The following is an 18099-nucleotide window of genomic DNA, read 5'->3' on the forward strand; positions in this document are numbered from 1 at the left end:
GAATGCACCTGGTTATCGACGTCCTGCTCGTGCTCGCCGTCGCCGGCGCCTTTGCCAGCGGCTGGCGCCAGGGGGCTGTCTCGGCGGTAGTTTCCACCGTGGGCATTGCCGCGGGCCTGGTTATCGGCCTGGCGGTCGCGCCGCACGCGCTGGAGCTTGCCGAGTCCCGTACAGCGCGCATTGTGCTGCTCATCGCGCTGATCGTCGTCTTCGTGGGTCTGGGCAACCTCGTCGGCGCCACGGTGGGCGGAAACGTGCGTGGCCGCATGCGCTCGCAGGTGGGCCGGGCACTGGATTCGGTGCTGGGCGCGGGTTTCCAGTCGGTCGCCGTGGCAGCGGTGCTGTGGTTCGTGTCCATCCCGCTGGCCGCCTCGGTGCCCGGCGAGCTGGGGGACGGCATCCGTTCCTCCCGCGTGCTCGGAGGGATCAACGCCGCCGTTCCAGACGCGGCGGCGAAGCTGCCGGCGCGGTTTGCGGCGCTACTCGACGAATCCGGGTTGCCGCCCCTGGTCTCACCCTTCGAATCGCCGCGCGGGGTCGAGGTGGCGGCGCCAAACGAAAAGGCGCTGCGGCCGGAGGTCGTCGAGAAGCTGCGGCCCAGCATTGTCCACGTAATGGGGGACGCGGAAAGCTGCCGGCGGCGCCTGATGGGCTCGGGGTTTGTCATCCAGGACGGCTACGTGCTCACCAACGCGCATGTGGTGGCTGGCACGGAGCGGGTGTCGCTGGACACGGTGGTGGGTGTTAAACCGGCGGAGGTTGTGCTCTACGACCCGGACGCGGACATCGCGGTGCTGCGCGCCGCGCAGCTGGGGCTGCCCGCGCTGCGCTGGGCGCAAGGCGAGCTCGCCGCAGGCGACGACGCTGTGGTGATGGGCTACCCGAAGTCGGGGCCGTTCGAGGCGTCGGCCGCGCGCGTCCGCGGCAAACTGGAGATCGCGGGGCCCGACATCTACACCACCGGGCGTGTGGAGCGCGAGACTTACACGATCCGCGGCAACATCCGCCAGGGAAACTCCGGTGGTCCGCTGCTCACCCCGTCGGGCGAGGTCGCAGGGATGATTTTCGGGGCGTCGTTAGACACCTCAGAAACGGGCTACGCGCTGACTGCACACCAGGTGCAGCAGCGCGTAGGGGACGTGCGGAGCCTGACCAGCCCCGCGGATACGCAAGCCTGCGTTAGCGGGTAACGGCGGTGGAGCCGGTACGCGGCAGGGAGGAACCGGTGCCGGAGGAGGTGTAAAGGCCAGCCTCGTCCTTGGTCAGGTTCTTCTGCGCCTGGCCCGGCTTGAGGTTCTTCAGCTCGTTGACGGACTCGATGGTCTTTTCCGGCGCCTTGATCTTCTTGATCTTCCTGAAGCCGACGAAGGCGAGCAGGCCAGCCAGCGCCAGCATGATCAGGAAGACAATCAGGAATGCCCAGCCGCGGTGCATCCAGGAGGCCAGCATTTCTGCCAGGGCGAAGAACAGGAAGAAGGAGGAGTACAGGGCGATCACGCCGGCGGCTGCGAACAGGCCGCCGCCGACGGCGCCCTTCTTCACCTCGCCGATAACCTCGGCCTTGGCAAGCTCGATCTCGCCGCGGACCAGGGTGGAGACCTGCTCGGACGCGTTGGAGATCAGGGTGCCGATGGAATCGTTGCCGGGCTGGGTTGCGTAGGTGTCGCGCAGTGGAATCGAATCCACCTTGGCGGACACGGCGGTCGAGCCGCTGGTGTAGAGGCCTTCGTTGCTCACTGTTGTTTCACCTTCCTGGGTGGCAATCACGCGGCACCCGTAAAGGTGCCTGGAAATTCTTCACACGATGTTAGCGACACGCGGGGGTGTTTGCCCGAATCGGGGTAAAAATCGCCTACGCGGAATGGCGCTTGTCGTCCGAGCCCTTGCCGCCGACGGCCCGGGCGATGAATACCCCCGCCACGGCCAGCGCGGTCACGCCCGCGATCACGCCCGCGCCGATGCCCACCTCGCGCGCGTTGGGCATCTGGAACAGCGGCTCCGGATTTTTGAAGGTGCGGGCCTGCCAGCCGTTGGCCAGCGCGTGCTTCTTCAGCGCCCGGTCCGGGTTGACGGCCACCGGGTTGCCCACCAGCTCCAGCATGGGGATGTCGGTGGCTGAGTCGGAGTAGGCGTAGCTGTTGGTTAGGTCGAAGTCGTGCTCGGCAGCGAACTGGCGCACCGCCTCAGCCTTCGCCCCGCCTTTGAGGTAGCGGGTCACTTCGCCGGTGAGCCTGCCGTCCTTGACAGCCATCTCGGTGGCGACCACGGTGTCCACCCCGAGCTCTTGGGCTATGGGTTCCACCAGGATTCTCGCCGAGGCGGAGATAATGATGACGTGGTGGCCGGCGTTTTTGTGGGCGGCAATGAGCTCGCGCGCTTCCGCGTAAATGGCGGGTGCGACGACTTCGCGCAGCGTCTCGCGGGTGATGCGCTGAATGTCTTCCACCTCCCAGCCGGCGACCATCTGCGCGAGTGTGTCGCGGGTGGTGTCCATCTTCTCGCTGGACTGCCCGACCAGCATGTACTGCGCCTTGCTGAGGGAGATTTCCCAGGCCTCCTGGCGGGTGATCATGCCGCCCTTGAAGAACTCTTTGCCAAAAGCGAATGCGGACGACGTGGCAATGATGGTCTTATCCAGGTCGAAGAAGGCCGCTACCGGCGCGTGCGCAAACATAGTGTGCAGTGTAGACCGCAGATCCTACGGTTACGTAGCCCTTCTCTGTGAAACTGGTGTGACGGATGGGGCAACTTATCCACACATGAATTGTTGCGGCGTACGCGACCTGGGTGGGTTATCCACAGGATCTGTGGCACCTATTGTTTCGCTTGCGTTGCGGTTGCACGCTACGGGTATGAATCACGCGAATACAGGTCCCGTCGTCGTCGCGGTGGCCGATCCCGCACTGCACGCCGAAGCCGTCCACATCGCCGCCGCCACAGGCCACCAGGTCATCGACGTGGTCGACGACACCCAACTCACCCGCCACGCCGCCAAGGCGCTCGCCGTGCTTGTCGACGACCTCCGGGCCGCCGCACTCGGTCCCAGCACGCGCGCGCCAAACGTATTCACCGTGGTGGCGGACACCGCGTCAGCGGCACTGCGCGAGGACTACTACGCGCTTCCGGCACAGGCCGTGGACGTGCTGCGGGGGATCGGCGCGCTCTCGCTCGCCTTTCCGGCGACGGCGGCGGACGCGAGCGTGATTGCGGTGCTGGGCGCGTGCGGCGGGGCTGGGGCGTCGGTGCTGGCCGCATCGGTGTGCCGCGCCGCCGGGGACGCCACGCTCGTCGACGCCCACCGGTGTTCCGGCGGGCTCGACTTGCTGCTGGGCCTGGAGCACACGCCCGGCGCGCGCTGGGGCGAAATCGACTTCGGCGCTGAAGGGGCGGTCTCGCGTACGCAGCTGCGCGCTGCGCTGCCCGCCACGGATGACGGGGTGGCGCTGCTGACGTTTCCGCGCACCCAGGTGGCGGATCCGTTCCGGCTGGAGGCAGAAGAGGTCAATGCGGTTGTCGCGGCTGCCTCGTCTGCGGGGGTGACGGTGGTAGACGCGCCGCTTGCGCTGCTGCCGGACCGCTGCGACCTCGCAGTCATTGTGCTGCGGCCTGAGCTGCGCGCCGCCGCGGCGGCTGCGCGGGTGGTGGCCGAATGTAACGCGGCCGGGGTGGCCAACGCGCTGGTGCTGCGCCAGGGTGCGTGGGCGTCGCTCGGGCAGGAGGAAGTGGAGCACACCGCGAAGGCCTCCGTCATCGCTCAGGTGGCCGGGGTGCGGGGGCTGACTAAGCAGCTGGACCAGTCCGGGCTGCCTGAGCGGTTGCCGCGCCCCCTCGCCCGCGCGGCGGAAACCGTGCTGAGGGAGGCGGCGTAGATGGACGACGTGCTCGCCCGCGTCAAGCGACGTTTGGCCGACGAGCCGGGGCAGCCGGACCCTGCGCGTATCGCCGCGATCATCCGCGAAGAGGCGGTGGTGATCAGTGATATCGGGGTACTGGACATCATGCGCAAGCTCCGCGACGACACCACCGGCGCTGGCCCGCTGGAGACACTGCTAGCAGACCCGGACGTGACCGATATCTGCGTCAATAGCCCCGACGAGGTGTACGTGGACCGCGGGCAGGGGCTACAGCGGTCTGGGCTGACCTTTGATTCCGAAAGCGCGGTACGGCGGCTGGCCACCCGCCTCGCGGTCAGCTGTGGGCGCCGCCTGGACGACGCGCAGCCGTTCTGCGACGGCCACATCCGCCGCGACAACGGCACCCTGCTTCGCTTCCACGCCGTGCTGGCGCCGACCTCCCAAGCCGGCACCTGTATTTCTCTGCGCGTGCTGCGCACCGCCTCCGCCACGCTGGACGATCTGGTTGCGCGTGGGTCGCTGGATCACGAGCGCGCCGAGGTGCTGCGCGCGGTCGTCGCGGCGCGCAAGGCGTTCATGGTGGTCGGCGGCACCGGTTCCGGCAAGACCACGCTGCTCTCCGCGTTGCTGGCGGAGGTCGACCGGCACGAGCGCATCATCGCCATCGAGGACACGTTGGAGCTCACACCGGACCACCCGCACGTGGTCAACCTGACCAGCCGCGGCGCAAACGCGGAGGGGGCCGGCGAGATCACCATCGCGGACCTGGTGCGCCAGTCGCTGCGCATGCGTCCGGACCGGATTGTGGTGGGTGAGATCCGCGGCGGGGAGGTCGTGGACCTGCTCGCGGCGCTCAATACCGGCCACGACGGCGGCGCCGGTACCCTGCACGCCAACCCCATTGAGGAGGTGCCCGCCCGTTTCGAAGCGCTGGCCGCGCTGGGTGGGTTGGACCGCGCCGGCTTGCACGCCCAGCTTGCGGCGGCAATCGATGTGGTGCTGGTGGTGAAACGCTGCCGCGACGGCACCCGCTACCTGCAACAGATCGGCGTGCTCGAGGGCGAGCCGGTTCGCGCAAGGGTGGTCTGGGACGCCGAACGGGGCGCACTGGCCGGGTATGAGGAGCTGGCCCCATGATCGCGGCACTTCTCGTTGCCGGTGCTGCCGCGCTCGCCGAGCCAGCCCCGGCCCGCCGCGTCGCCGAGCGCGGCCGCACACTTGTATCACACCGCATCCCCGTCACCGCGGCGTGCGCAGCTGCGGGGGCCGTAGTGTTGGGCCGAGTCACCTTGGCCGTCGCCGGGGCGATGGCGGGGGCGACCGCGATTCACATGCTGCGTGCCCGGCGGGCGGCCAGCGCAGAGCGGCGGCGCAGAGCGGCTGTGGCGGCGTATCTGGGCGCCGTGTCCACCAACCTGCAGGCAGGTGCGACGCTGCCGGACGCGTTGGCGCGGGCGGGCGAGCAGGTGGGGGAGGCGCAGGTGCGCGCAGACGCGATGCGCATCGCCCACCAAGCCCGCACAGGCGCCCGGCTGGAGCCGCGCGTGCCTGAGCTCGAGCGCCTGGGAGTGTTGTGGACGCTCTCCGTCTCGCGCGGGGTGCCGCTGGCGAAACTCATCGCCGCGCTGCGTGACGATATCGATCACGCTAACCGCCACCGGGACGCCACCCGTGCCGCGCTCGCCGGCCCGCAAACCACAGCGGCGGTGCTTGCCGCGCTGCCTGCGGCTGGGGTCCTGATGGGCACGGCGATGGGGGCATCGCCCATAGCGTTTCTCACCGGCGGCGGGCTGGGCGGGGTGCTGCTGGTGGCGGGAACCGCGCTCGTGTGCGCCGGGGTGCTGGTCTCTGGCCGGATTATCCAGGGGGCGGGCGCATGATCGGCGTACTGCCCGCCCTCCTCATCGCCGGAGCACTAGCGGTTGCCCCGGCCGGACCGGCGGGCCGGGTCACCACCCCCACCCCGAAGGCTCCGCGCGACGGCCCCTTCGCCGTCGACCCGGAGCGCTGCGCGAGCGACATCGAGCTCTTCGCGGCCTGTGTCTCAGCGGGCCTGCCTGCCGGCGCCGCGGCCGCCGCAGTTGCCGACACCTACGTCGGTGGCCGCGGCCCGTGGCACACCGTGGCCTCGCTGACGGCGCTGGGGGTTGAGCCTCAGCGCGCCTGGGCCGAGCTTCGCCACCTTCCCGGCGGCGAGGACTTGGCAGGGCTTGTGACCTTATCCGCCACCTCCGGGACTTCGCTCGCCGAGGGCTGCAGGCGCATCGCCGCCCAGCTCCGGGCGACCGCGGGGGACCGAGCTAAAGCCAAAGCGGAACGCGCGGGCGTGCTCATCGCCATCCCGCTCACCGCATGCTTCCTGCCGGCGTTTTTCGTCCTCGGGCTCGCACCCGCGGTGATCAGCCTCGGCCAAACACTCATCCACTAGAAGGAGATTTCCCATGCACCACCTGAACTCTGCACTCACATCCGCCTCCCTGTACGCTGCGTCTCGCATGCGAAAAATGCGCTCTGAGCAGGGCATGAGCACCATCGAGTACGCCTTTGGGAGCCTCGCGGCCGCCGCGCTTGCGGGTGTGCTCTACCTGGTCGTCAACGGCGACGCCGTCACCAACGCCATCGAGGGCGTCATCACCGACGCCTTGAGCAACACGCCCGGCTAATGAACACCGTTGAAACCGCGCTGTCGCTGTCCTCCCTCGTGGTCGTCACCGCGGCCATTGTGGGTGGCATCGCTACCGTCGCCGCCTACATCACGGCCGTCGATGTCGCCGGCGCGGCAGCCCGCGCGTACGCCCTCGGCGTCGATTACTCGGCGCCGCGGGGCGCGGTCGAGGTCACCGAGCGCGCCGGGCTCGCCACAGCCGAGGCTGCCGTCCCCGCCCCGATCGGCACCATGCGCGCCACCGCAGTGTTCCCCGTGGAGTTCTGATGCCGCTGCGTGACGACGAAGGCTCCGCCACCGTCACCGCGAGCGGCATCATCACCGCCGTCGTCTCGCTGGCGCTTGCGGTGGTGGCGCTCGGGATGCAGGTGGCGGACACCCACCGGGTGCGTGTGGCGGCCGACCTCGCGGCGGTGGCAGGCGCGAGCGCCTTGTACCGGGGCGCTGATGCCTGCACGGCGGCGCGGCGAACGGCTGAACTCAACAGCGCGGGTCTGGCGTCCTGCGAATTCACCGCGGGCGACATTGTGGTCACTGCCACCCGACGCCGGGCGGAGGCCGCCGCACGCGCCGGGCCTTAAGCCCTAGCGTTGCGCCTGGCCCGCCGTCATGGTCACAAGTGCGCCGAGCAGCTTCAGCGCGGCGTGCTTGTCCAGCGGTTGGTTGCCGTTGCCGCACTTCGGCGACTGCACACACGACGGGCAACCGTCCTCGCAGCCGCAGGAGCGCACGGTCTCCCAGGTGGCCTCGATCCATTCGTGGAAGCGGGCGAAGCCTTCGTCGGCGAAGCCCGCGCCGCCCGGGTGGCCGTCGTAGACGAACACGGTGGGCAACATCGTGTCCGGGTGCAGGGCGGTGGAGACACCGCCGATGTCCCAGCGGTCGCAGGTGGCCAACAGCGGCAGCAGGCCGATGGCGGCGTGCTCGGCGGCGTGCAGTGCGCCCGGGGTCTCGCCGGCGGTGATCCCGAGCTCGTCCAGCACCATCGGGTCAATGGTGTAGGCCACGGCGCGGGTGACCAAGCGCTGCTCTGGAAGGTCGAGCGGGATGTGCTCGCTGACGGTGCCGTCGGCAAGCCGCACCACGTAGCCGGTGACCCGGTCGAGCACCTCGACGTCGATACTTGCCACCCACAGGCCCGGCGACGGGTTCACCAGCTCGTGGGGTGTGCCCAAGATGGTGATGTCCGTGGTTGATCGCGCCTGCGTGGAGTAGTCCGGCCGCTCCGGCACCACCAGCGCGACGTAATCATCCAAGTCCAGGGACTGCACCACGAAGTACTCGCCCTGGTGGATGTACACCGCGCCGTCGTGGACCTGGCTCATCGCCCGGGCGGCATCTACCGTGCCGAGCAGGCGCCCGTCGGTGACGTCCACGATCATCACCTGCTCGCCCACGCCGCCACGGAGGGACACCGAAGCGTGCGCGGTTTCCGGGGTGAGCTCGCCGTCCAGCTGCGGCACCGCGAACCAGCCCTTGGGGCGGCGGCGCAGCAGACCCGCTGCCGTGAGGTCGTCCACGACGTCGCGGGCGCCGAACGCGTCGACGTCCGCCTCGGTCAGCGGCCGCTCGACCGCGGCGCAGAACATATGCCCGCGCAAGATATACGGATTGGAGGGATCGAACACGCTGTTTTCCACCGGTTTGCCCAACAAAGCGGCGGGGTGGTGCACCAAATAGGTGTCCATCGGTTCGTCGCGCGCCACCAGCACCGCCACCGAGCCCTGGCCGCGCCTGCCCGCGCGCCCGGCCTGCTGGCGGAAGGACGCCACCGTCCCCGGGAAGCCGGCCATCACCACCGCGTCCAGCCCGCCCACGTCAATGCCCAGCTCCAGCGCATTGGTGGAGGCCACGCCGAGTAGCTCGCCTTCGTCCAGACGGCGCTCCAACTCGCGGCGGTCCTCGGCCAGGTAGCCCGCGCGGTACGGTGCCACGCGGTCAGCCATGTCCGCTCGGCCCGCCACCACGAGGTGCTCCTGCGTGCGCATGGCCACCGTCTCCGCGGCGCGCCGGGAGCGCACGAACGTGAGCGTGCGCGCGCCTTGGAGCAGAAGCTGGGCGGATACGGAGGCCGCCTCGGTCGTGGCTGGGTAGCGCACTGGTGCGCCTCCCTCGCCCTCGGCGCCTTCAATAAAGCCGGGCTCCCACAGCACGATGGTGCGCTCGCCGGCGGGCGCGGCGTCGTCGGTCACGGCCACAGCCTCACGTCCGCTGAGCCGCAGCGCCTGCCCGGCCGGGTCCGCCGCGGTGGCGGAGGCGTAGATCAACGTCGGCGACGACCCGTAGGCTGACGCGATGCGCAGCAGCCGCCGCAGCACCAGCGCCACGTTTGCGCCGAACACGCCGCGGTACGTGTGGCACTCGTCCACAACGATGTATTTCAGGTGCCGCAGCAGCCGCGCCCACCGCGCGTGCGAACCCAGCATGCCCGCGTGGAGCATGTCGGGGTTGGTAAACACGTAGCGAGAATGCTCGCGGATGCCGGCGCGGGATTCCACCGGCGTGTCCCCGTCGTACGGGGCCGGGTGGATGCCCTCCAGCCCCGCGCCTTGCGTCATCCGCAGCGTGGCCTGCAGCTGGTCGGAGCCCAGGGCTTTGGTGGGGGTGAGGTACACCGCGCACGCCGTGGGGTCCTGGGCAAGTGCCGTGAGTACCGGTAACTGGTAGCCCAGGGACTTGCCGGACGAGGTCCCCGTGGACACCACCACGTCGCGCCCCTGCCACGCAAGCTCCGCGCACCGGGCTTGGTGGAGGTAGGGCGAGGCGACGCCTGCGTCGGTAAGCACGCGCCGCAGCCTCGGCTCCACCCACTCGGGCCACGCGGCGTAGCGCGCCAGACGTGCAGGCACATGCTCGACGTGGGTGATGGTGGCCGACGGGTGGCTGCGCTCGAGTGCGCCGACGAGCTCGGCGCCGAAGGGGGAGACCATGATGACTGGGAAGTATGCCACTCGCCAGTGCTAAAGCCCGCAATTCATGGCAGACTGGGTGGCGGTCACAGATTTTGTGTGCGCCCGAAGAGGTGCTCGCGAGGATTGTGCACGCGGGCACCAGGACCCGATTAGGCCCTGGTGGACGACATCATCACTCAATTTTTTGAAAGGCTTCACCATGGCAACCGGAACTGTTAAGTGGTTCAACGCAGAAAAGGGCTTCGGCTTCATCGCTCCGGACGACGGCTCCTCCGACGTCTTCGTCCACTACTCCGAGATCCAGGGCTCCGGCTTCCGCACCCTGGAAGAAAACCAGCAGGTCGAGTTCGAGGTCGGCGAGGGCGCAAAGGGCCCGCAGGCCCAGCAGGTGCGCGCAATCTAGCGCGTTCTGCGTATCGACGGGGTTTCGCTCGAAGCCCCGTTTTTTATGCGGCTTTTATACGGCGCTGACGCCTTGGCGCACGTCGCGCCACTCCGCGAGGCGGTTTTGCGCCTTCTGAATGAGGTAGCCGACGGTGGAACCCAGCACGACGCCGAGCAGCATGGCGAGCAGCGGGTAGTCCTGCAGGATGCGCCCGCCCAGGTATCCCACGCCGACGCTTAAGAAGGCCCAGAGGATCACGCCGAGGGTGTCGAAGAAGACGAACTTGAACCAGTTGTAGCGCACCGATCCGAGCACGATCGTGGCCACCCAGCGCGCCCACGGGATGAAGCGGGCGACGATGATGGTCGCGCCCGCCCCGCGGTTCATGTTCCGGCGCACCCACTGGATGGCCTGGCCGGCCTTCGACTCCGGGTCCAGGCTGTCCACGCGGTGGATGAGCTTGCCGCCGAGGGCAAAGCAGATGTTGTCGCCGATGATCCCGCCGATAATGGCTGCGAGGATGACGCCCCAGGGGTTGGGCACCCCGCGCGAGGCGGAAAACGCGCCGGCGAGGTTCAGTACGGTCTCCGACGGCACGACCGGCGCGAGGGCGTCTGCGATGATGAGCACAACGACGATCGGATAGAACACGGGCATCGCCATGAGGGTGTGCAAGAAATCGATGAGGGAATCGACCACGAAGACGCATCCTTTCCGTCCCCGATTCGGGCGGAAGCGGGGCACCCGAGCAGTGTAGCTGTATTACCTGGGTGCACAATCGTGTGCTAGTTGTCTCTAAGGGAATAACTTCTGTGCGAAACGAGGTGTCAGTCAACGTGGCTGCAGGCGGCAAGACTCTGGTCATCGTGGAGTCCGCAACGAAGGCGAAGAAGATACAGAAGTATCTGGGCGACGACTTCATCGTCGAGGCCTCCGTCGGCCACATCCGCGACCTGCCCGGCCGCGCCGCCGACATCCCCGCGAAGTACAAGAAGGAGCCGTGGGCCAAACTCGGGGTGAACCCAGAGGACGGCTTCACCCCTATCTACGTAGTGGACGGCGACAAAAAGAAGAAGGTCTCCGACCTCAAAGCCAAGCTCAAGCAGGCGGACAAGCTCCTGCTGGCAACAGACCCGGACCGCGAGGGCGAGGCCATCGCCTGGCATCTGCTGGAGACGCTGAACCCCAAGGTGCCGGTGGAGCGCATGGTGTTCAACGAGATCACGGAGTCCGCCATCCGCGACGCCGCGGCGAACACCCGCGAGCTGGACATGGACCTCGTGGACGCGCAGGAGACCCGCCGCATCTTGGACCGTCTCTACGGCTACGAGGTCTCCCCCGTGCTGTGGAAGAAGGTCATGCCGCGCCTGTCCGCAGGACGCGTGCAGTCTGTGGCCACCCGCGTCATCGTCGAGCGAGAGCGCGAGCGCATGGCGTTCATCTCCGCGGAGTACTGGGACTTGGTTGCGTCTCTCGTTCCTCAAGATGCATCCAAGGAGACCCCGACCGAATTCGACGCCAAGCTCGTCGCCGTGGACGGCAAGCGCATCGCCCAGGGCCGCGACTTCGACGACCGGGGGCGGCTGAAGGGCGAAGCGGTCGTCGTCGATAAGCAAAAGGCGCATGCGCTCGCCGACGCCCTGGGCACCGCGCCGATGCAGGTCACGGCGGTGGAGGAGAAGCCGTACTCGCGCAAGCCGTACGCGCCGTTTATGACTTCGACGCTGCAGCAGGAAGCCGGACGTAAGCTGCACTTCACCTCGGCGCGCACGATGCGCATTGCGCAGCGCTTGTACGAAAACGGCCACATCACGTATATGCGTACAGACTCGACCTCGCTGTCGCAGCAGGGCCTGGACGCGGCGCGTTCGGCCGCGCGTGAGCTGTACGGCGCAAATTACGTCACCGACAGCCCGCGCATCTACGACCGCAAGGTGAAGAACTCGCAGGAGGCCCACGAGGCGATCCGCCCGGCCGGCGAGCGGTTTGTCACCCCCGGCCAGCTCGCCGGCGCACTCGACGCGGAGGAGTTCAAACTCTACGAGCTGATCTGGGCGCGCACCGTGGCCTCCCAGATGCAGGACGCGCGCGGTACATCGATGAAGGTCACCGTGCTCGGCGACGCCGCGGGGGAGGCGTGCGAGTTCGCGGCGACGGGCCGCAGCGTGACGTTCCCCGGCTGGCTGCGCGCGTACTCCGACCGCCAAGACAACGAGACCCGCCTGCCGCAGCTTGCGAAGGGCGACGAGCTGAACACGGAAAAAGTCACGGCGGACGGCCACTCCACCAACCCGCCGGCGCGCTACACCGAGGCGTCGCTGGTGAAGAAGATGGAGGACCTGGGCATTGGGCGCCCGTCCACCTACGCCTCCATCATCAAGACCATCCAGGACCGCGGGTACGTGGTCGCCCGCGGCAACGCGCTCGTCCCGTCGTGGGTGGCGTTTTCCGTGGTGGGGCTGTTGGAGAACAACTTCGACGCCCTGGTGGACTACGACTTCACCTCGTCCATGGAAGACGAGCTGGACGAGATCGCGCACGGCAACCAGGACCGCACCCGGTGGCTGTCCGGCTTCTACTTCGGCGACGCGGACGCGAAGGAATCCATGGCGCAGGCGCTGGCGCGCCGCGGGGGCTTGAAGCACATGATCGAGGACAACCTCGAATCCATCGACGCGCGCCAGGCGAACTCGCTGACGCTCTTCGACGACGCTGAGGGCCGCCCCGTCGTGGTCCGCGTCGGCCGCTACGGGCCGTACATCGAGCGCGTCGTCGGCACCACCGCCGACGGCGAGCCCGAGTACCAGCGCGCCAACCTGCCCGAATCTGCCACGCCCGACGAGATCACGCTGGAGATGGCGGAGAAGCTCTTCGCCACCCCGCAGTCGGGCCGCGAGCTGGGCGTGAACCCCGACAACGGCCGCACCATCGTGGCCAAGGAGGGCCGCTTCGGCCCGTACGTCACCGAGCTCGTTCGCGACGACGAGCGCGAGCGCGCCGAGTCCCGCGCCGAAGAGATCATCGCCGCGGAGCGCGCCGAGGAAGACGCCCAGCGGGCCGAGGAAGGCAAGCGAGCAAAGAACTGGGAGACCAAGACCGCGGCCGCGCAGAAGGAAAAACGCATGGCGCAGCTCGTGGACGAGCAGCTCAAGCCCGCCACCGCGTCGCTGTTTTCCTCGATGGAACCCGCGACCGTCACCTTCGACGAGGCGATGCAGCTGCTCTCACTGCCGCGTGAGGTGGGCGTGGACCCGGCCGATGACGAGCTGATCACGGCGCAAAACGGCCGCTACGGCCCGTACCTGAAGAAGGGCAACGACTCCCGCTCGCTGGCCTCCGAAGACCAGATCTTCTCCATCACCCTGGATGAGGCGCGCCGCATCTACGCCGAGCCGAAGCGCCGCGGCCGCGCCGCCGCCAAGCCGCCGCTGAAGATGCTCGGCGACAACGACGTCTCCGGGAAGCCCATGAGCATTAAGGACGGCCGCTTCGGCCCCTACGTCACCGACGGCGAGACCAACGCGTCCCTACAGCGCGGCGACACCCCGGAAACGATGACCGACCAGCGGGCGAACGAGCTACTCTCCGCCCGCCGCGCCCGCGAGGCCGAGGACGGCGGCAAGAAAGCCACCAAGAAGGCAGCAAAGAAGAAAGCGACTAAGAAGGCCACCAAGCCGAAGAAGACCACCAAGCGCGTGGTCAAGGCCCGCAAGCGCTAGTAGCGGTCCGCCAGCGTGGAGCGCACCGGGCGGGCCAGCTGGGTCATTTTGCCGCGGCCGCGCAGCTCCACCGACTTCATCAACGTCCAGCGCTGCTGCTCCACTTCGTTGGCTGTGCGCAGGGTGGCGGCGTTGGTGAGCACCATGCCCGGGGTGTCCTTCGCCAGGTCAGTCAGGCGCGCGGCGCCGTTGACGGCGTCACCGATGACGGTGTATTCGAAGCGGTCCGCGCCGCCGACGTGGCCCGCCACCACGTGGCCGGCGGCTACGCCGATGCCGGCTTTAAGCTCAAGCCCAGCCAGGTCGCGTTGTAGCTCGCGGGCGGCTTGGAGGGCGTGCGAAGCTGCGTCGTGAAGCGAGACGGGTGCCCCGAACACGGCCAACGCCGCGTCGCCCTGGAATTTGTTGATCACGCCCTTGTTGCGGTGCACGACGTGTACGACCACGTCGAAGAAGTCGTTGAGCGCCGCAACCACTTCCTCCGGCGTGTGATCGACGGCGTAGGAGGTGGAGCCGACCACGTCGATGAACAGCACGGCGACTTTGCGCTCCTCGCCGCCGAGCTCCGGTACCTCCTCAAGCGCCTTCTGCGCCACCTCCGCGCCCACGTAGTGGCCGAAGATGTCGCGCACTCGCTGGCGGTCGCGAAGACCGCGCATCATCTCGTTGAACCCGGCCTGCAGCACGCCGATCTCGGAGCCGTCGTAGATGTCTACCAGCGTGTTCTGCTCGCCGCGGCGCACGCGGTTGATTGCGGTCTGCAGCTCCTTGATCGGGTCGACCACGCTCATGATCACCAGCGCCGTGCCCACGAACCCCGTGACCATGCCTGCCGTGGTCAGCGCGACGATGGCGGAGGTGAGCTCGCCGACGGTGCCGGTGAAGTAGTCGTAGCGCTGCGCGATGGTCAGCAGCAGCACACCCACCATCGGCACGGCGGAGGTGGTGAACCACGTTAGGTACAGCTGCCACTTGATCGGCGGCTGCAGCGTGGAATCCTCGAACCGGCGGGCCAGCACGGACGCGGCGATGGGGCGCACGAGGCGCTCCGCTTGCAGGTACGTCAGCACGGCGGTGACAAACGCGGTGAGCAACGCGGTGGCAAGGACGACGGAGGCAAGCTGGACGTCGACGCGCCACGCCGCAACTGTCACGATCGCGATGCCGATGCCCCACACCGCCACCACGATGATGGTTTGCGCCACTGGCAGGCGCATGACCAAGTGGCGCACCATGTTCGGGTCGTGCCCGTCGGGGTGGCGCTGCCACTCCAGCACCGGGCGGAACAGGTACAGCGTGACCACTCCGCCGAGCACCACGGCCACGACCGCGTAAATCACGCCGATCGCGCCGAGCTGCCCGCCGAGGCCCAGTTCGAGCACCTCAGGCATGGGGATGAGGTAGCGCACGAACAGCATGGAGCCGATTGCGGAAATGACGTTCGTTCCCAGCACAGTCGCTGCGTACAGGGGCCATGACGTGCCCCAAAGCCACCGCAGCTCGCGCCAGAATCGTTCCATGGTGTATCACCTTAGCGCGCGGGTACGCTGATCATCCGTGACTACCCGCAGCGTCAGCGAGCGCCTCGCCGGCACCCCGTCGGTGCGCGACACCATCATGTCTGCAGCGCAGGCCGCCAGGCTTGGCGACGGCTACGCCATGACCCACGCGTGGCTCTTCACCGGCCCTCCCGGGGCGGGCCGCTCGCAGGCGGCGTTGGCGTTTGCGGCGGCGCTGATGTGCACCAACCCGGACGAGATCGGGTGCGGCCGCTGCGAGAACTGCCGGCAGGCGTTGGCGGGCACGCACACGGACCTGCTGCACGTGGTGCCGCAGCGGGTGAACATCCCGGTGGCGTACGTGCGCGACACGATCGTGCCGCAAGCGTCGCGGCTGCCGACGGTGGCGGACTGGCGCGTCATCGTCATCGAAAACGCCGACCGGCTCAACACCGACGCCGCCGACGCCCTGTTGAAGACCGTGGAGGAGCCGCCGGAGCACACCGTGATCATTATGTGCGCGCCGTCGACGGACCCGCGGGACTTCCCGCAGACACTGCGCTCGCGCTGCCGGCACCTCTACGTCCCCGCGCCTGCGGAGGACGAGGTCGTGCGCATCCTGGTGGAGGAAGAGGGCGCGACAGAGCACGACGCGCGCCTCGCCGCCGCGGCAACCATGCGGCATGTGGGCCGCGCGCGCCTTCTGGTCCGCTCGGACAAGGTGCAGCAGCGCCGCTCGATGGCGATCAACTTGGCGGAGCTGGTGTTCCACGGGGCGCAGGCGTTCCAGGCCGTCGGCGCACTGGTCAAGGCGGCCGAGAGCGAGGCGGTGGAGGCCCACAAGGCCGAGGACGAGGCCGAGCGGGCGAAACTGGAAAACGCGCTGGGCATGGGTGCGAAGGGCAAAGGCTCGGCGAAGGCGTTGGGCGGGGCGGCGGCGTCGATAAAAGCGCTCGAAGAGGAGCAGAAAAAGCGCGGCACCCGCCGCAAGCGCGACATGTTCGACCTCGTGCTGGTGGATCTGGCGGGCGTGTACCGCGACGCGATGATGCTCCAATCCGGCGCGGACCTGCCGCTGATCCACCCCGACTACGAGGGTCTGGCGCGCGAGATCGCCGAGCGTGTCTCCCCGGAGGGCCTCGTCGCCTGCCAGGAGGCGATCGCGCAATGCCGCCTCCGCCTCACGCAGCAGGTGCAGCCGGCAGTGGCGTTCAACGGCATGCTGGGCCACCTGCGCCTTGCGTGTAACGTGTCCTAACCTGCGGGTTTCGCGCACCGCGCGGGCTGCGATACACTCCTTCGACGGAGCAGCATTGCTGCCCGGCCACTATAGCTCAGTCGGTAGAGCATCTCACTCGTAATGAGAAGGTCGCGAGTTCGATTCTCGCTGGTGGCTCAATTTTTTTGCCCCAAACCGGGCAGGAAACGCGGCACGACTTTGCCCACCGCGTTGCGCGGCAGCTCGTCTACGAAGTGCACGTCGCGGGGGATGGAGTGGTCGGCCAGCCGCGCCCGCACCCAGTCGCGCACCGCATCGGCGGTCAGCACGGGCTGCTCGGCCGCACGCACGACCCACACGGCGATGCGTTTGAAGGTGTCGTCGTCGTCCACGCCGTGCGCGTACACCTCGCTGACACCCGGCATGTCCTCGAGCACCTCCACCACGGACTGCGGGTGGACGTTTTCGCCGCCGACGATGATCATGTCGTCGGAGCGCGACTGCACGTGCAGGTACCCGTCGGCGTCGAAGCAGCCGAGGTCGCCCATCTCGATCAGCCCGTCGATCTCCACCGTCTGCGTTGCCGGGTTGGTGTAGCCGCGCAGCGCCGTTTCGTTGTATAGGAAGATGCGCCCGGTCTCGCCGGTGGGGACTTCGCGGCCGGCGTCGTCGTACAGCCTGAGCACCGTGCCAGGCGGCACCGTGCCCACCATCGTCGGGTCCGCCTGCATCTGTGCGGGCGAGGCGGCCGCGGCCAGCGCGAGCTCGGTGGAGCCGTAGATGTTGGCCAGGATCGGCCCGAAGCGCTCGGTGGTGCGCCGGAGCAGCGACGGCGTTACCGCGTTGCCCGCGGAGGCGAGGTAGCGCAGGGAGGACGTGTCGTAGGTGTCCTCCACATCCAGCATCTGTTTGAAGAAGATGGGCGAGGAGATCAGGCCGTCGCAGCGGTACGTCTCGATCTGCTGCAGGCACGCCTGTGCGTCGAAGACGCGGCGGGTGACGATGGTGGAGCGCGTCGCCAACGCCACCTGCAGCGCGGACCACCCCCAGGTGTGGAAGATCGAGGCGGTCAGCTGCACCGTGTCGCCTGCGCGCCAGGGAATCGCCTCGAGGTAGCCGGCCACCACGAACGGCAGGCGCGGCTCGGGGCGCACGATGCCCTTGGGGATGCCGGTGGTGCCGGAGCTCATGAGCACCAGGTTGCCGTGCTTGGGCCAGCGGGGCAGTTGCCTATCGACGTCCCTCCGGACCACCTCCGCCAGGGCCAGGCCGCGGCCCCCGTCTTCGTGGGCCCGAACCACCGTGATGCCGGCCGTGTCGGGGAGGCGGTCTGCGAACTCGTCGTCGATGAACAGCACGTTGATGTCGTTCTCGGCGAAGATGCCGGCGAGCTGTTCCGGCGACGACCCGATGTTGAGCAGGAAAATGTCCGCGCCCGCGTAGCCCTTGGCGGCTAGGGGGAGGATGATGCCGCGGCCGTTGCGGGCCATCACGCCGATGCGCAACCCGTCGAGGTCGCGTTCCTCTTTGAGGCTGAGCAGCCACTGAGCCAGCCCGCGCGAGTCGTCGCGGAGTTGGCGGTAGGTGAGGACGCCGGTGTCGTCGATAAGCGCGATGCGGTCCGGCACCGCGGCGGCGCCCTGTTCGACCTCGCGGGCGGTGGTGAACCAGTAGCGCGCTAAGTTGGGCGCAACCGAGAGCGCCGCGCGTGGCCCGCCTTCGCCGCTGACCATGCCGGAGCGTGTGACGGCGCGCGCGAAGCGGGCGAACGAACGCATGAGAAACAGCGGGCGGTGGGTGGGACGCGAAAATGCCATTGCAGCACCGTATCGTGGCGGATGTTTTC

General features: G+C 68.4%; 17 protein-coding genes and 1 tRNA gene. 12 read left to right on the forward strand and 6 right to left on the reverse strand.

From position 1 onward, the window contains the following. Positions 1–2: 2 nt before the first annotated feature. Positions 3–1190, forward strand: coding sequence for a MarP family serine protease (locus CUREI_RS00735; protein WP_038609279.1), 1188 nt, complete (start codon positions 3–5; stop codon positions 1188–1190). Here the strand turns inward: CUREI_RS00735 and CUREI_RS00740 are convergent. Next, entirely contained in the window at positions 1180–1737 is a 558-nt protein-coding gene (locus tag CUREI_RS00740; RefSeq protein ID WP_038609285.1) for a phage holin family protein, read from the reverse strand. The genes CUREI_RS00735 and CUREI_RS00740 overlap by 11 nt on opposite strands. A 115-nt stretch (positions 1738–1852) precedes the next feature. Further along, on the reverse strand, positions 1853–2674 hold the full coding sequence (locus CUREI_RS00745) for an HAD family hydrolase (protein WP_038609288.1): 822 nt from the start codon (positions 2672–2674) through the stop codon (positions 1853–1855). Positions 2675–2852: 178 nt separating this feature from the next. Between CUREI_RS00745 and ssd the strand changes: the two genes are divergently transcribed. The 7 genes from ssd to CUREI_RS00780 all read left to right on the forward strand — a co-directional run bounded on the left by ssd (position 2853) and on the right by CUREI_RS00780 (position 7100). After that, the gene (ssd, locus tag CUREI_RS00750) at positions 2853–3869 is read left to right on the forward strand and encodes a septum site-determining protein Ssd (RefSeq protein WP_038609291.1); all 1017 of its coding nucleotides are present in this window, start codon (positions 2853–2855) and stop codon (positions 3867–3869) included. Continuing rightward, positions 3870–4991 (forward strand): TadA family conjugal transfer-associated ATPase, encoded by a 1122-nt coding sequence (locus CUREI_RS00755; protein ID WP_038609294.1) that lies wholly within the window; start codon positions 3870–3872, stop codon positions 4989–4991. It begins immediately after the preceding gene. Continuing rightward, positions 4988–5734, forward strand: coding sequence for a type II secretion system F family protein (locus CUREI_RS00760; protein ID WP_038609297.1), 747 nt, complete (start codon positions 4988–4990; stop codon positions 5732–5734). Before CUREI_RS00755 ends, CUREI_RS00760 begins: the two co-directional genes overlap by 4 nt. Further along, entirely contained in the window at positions 5731–6282 is a 552-nt protein-coding gene (locus tag CUREI_RS00765; RefSeq protein WP_038609300.1) for a type II secretion system F family protein, read from the forward strand. The genes CUREI_RS00760 and CUREI_RS00765 overlap by 4 nt, the downstream gene beginning before the upstream one ends. A gap of 67 nt (positions 6283–6349) precedes the next feature. Continuing rightward, positions 6350–6517: a DUF4244 domain-containing protein gene (locus CUREI_RS00770; protein WP_038613594.1), complete on the forward strand. Its 168-nt coding sequence runs from the start codon at positions 6350–6352 to the stop codon at positions 6515–6517. Beyond that, positions 6517–6786 (forward strand): hypothetical protein, encoded by a 270-nt coding sequence (locus CUREI_RS00775; protein WP_038609303.1) that lies wholly within the window; start codon positions 6517–6519, stop codon positions 6784–6786. Before CUREI_RS00770 ends, CUREI_RS00775 begins: the two co-directional genes overlap by 1 nt. Then, positions 6786–7100, forward strand: a complete 315-nt coding sequence (locus CUREI_RS00780; protein ID WP_038609307.1) for an Rv3654c family TadE-like protein — start codon at positions 6786–6788, stop codon at positions 7098–7100. The genes CUREI_RS00775 and CUREI_RS00780 overlap by 1 nt, the downstream gene beginning before the upstream one ends. 3 nt (positions 7101–7103) lie before the next feature. On the opposite strand, the gene CUREI_RS00785 is transcribed toward CUREI_RS00780, so the two are convergent. Continuing rightward, positions 7104–9449, reverse strand: coding sequence for a DEAD/DEAH box helicase (locus tag CUREI_RS00785; RefSeq protein ID WP_038613596.1), 2346 nt, complete (start codon positions 9447–9449; stop codon positions 7104–7106). A gap of 181 nt (positions 9450–9630) precedes the next feature. On the opposite strand from CUREI_RS00785, the gene CUREI_RS00790 reads away from it, so the two are divergent. Continuing rightward, positions 9631–9834: a cold-shock protein gene (locus tag CUREI_RS00790; protein ID WP_038609309.1), complete on the forward strand. Its 204-nt coding sequence runs from the start codon at positions 9631–9633 to the stop codon at positions 9832–9834. A 54-nt stretch (positions 9835–9888) separates the two neighbouring features. Here CUREI_RS00790 and CUREI_RS00795 read toward each other — a convergent pair whose 3' ends face one another. Then, the gene (locus CUREI_RS00795) at positions 9889–10515 is read right to left on the reverse strand and encodes a DedA family protein (RefSeq protein WP_038609312.1); all 627 of its coding nucleotides are present in this window, start codon (positions 10513–10515) and stop codon (positions 9889–9891) included. Positions 10516–10628: 113 nt separating this feature from the next. Between CUREI_RS00795 and topA the strand changes: the two genes are divergently transcribed. Next, complete coding sequence (topA, locus tag CUREI_RS00800) at positions 10629–13535, forward strand: type I DNA topoisomerase (RefSeq protein WP_236627232.1); 2907 nt, start codon at positions 10629–10631, stop codon at positions 13533–13535. Here topA and CUREI_RS00805 read toward each other — a convergent pair. After that, complete coding sequence (locus CUREI_RS00805) at positions 13532–15055, reverse strand: adenylate/guanylate cyclase domain-containing protein (protein WP_038609315.1); 1524 nt, start codon at positions 15053–15055, stop codon at positions 13532–13534. The two genes, topA and CUREI_RS00805, sit on opposite strands and share 4 nt — an antisense overlap. Before the next feature lie 37 nt (positions 15056–15092). Between CUREI_RS00805 and CUREI_RS00810 the strand changes: the two genes are divergently transcribed. Next, entirely contained in the window at positions 15093–16292 is a 1200-nt protein-coding gene (locus CUREI_RS00810; protein WP_038609318.1) for a DNA polymerase III subunit delta', read from the forward strand. A 65-nt stretch (positions 16293–16357) separates the two neighbouring features. Further along, positions 16358–16430, forward strand: a tRNA-Thr gene (locus tag CUREI_RS00815). On the opposite strand, the gene CUREI_RS00820 is transcribed toward CUREI_RS00815, so the two are convergent. Then, positions 16430–18070 carry an AMP-binding protein gene (locus CUREI_RS00820; protein WP_038609321.1) on the reverse strand — a complete coding sequence of 547 codons (1641 nt, stop codon included), beginning with the start codon at positions 18068–18070 and terminating at the stop codon, positions 16430–16432. The genes CUREI_RS00815 and CUREI_RS00820 overlap by 1 nt on opposite strands. Positions 18071–18099 lie beyond the last annotated feature (29 nt).

Source organism: Corynebacterium ureicelerivorans (assembly GCF_000747315.1).
GTDB lineage: Bacteria > Actinomycetota > Actinomycetes > Mycobacteriales > Mycobacteriaceae > Corynebacterium > Corynebacterium mucifaciens.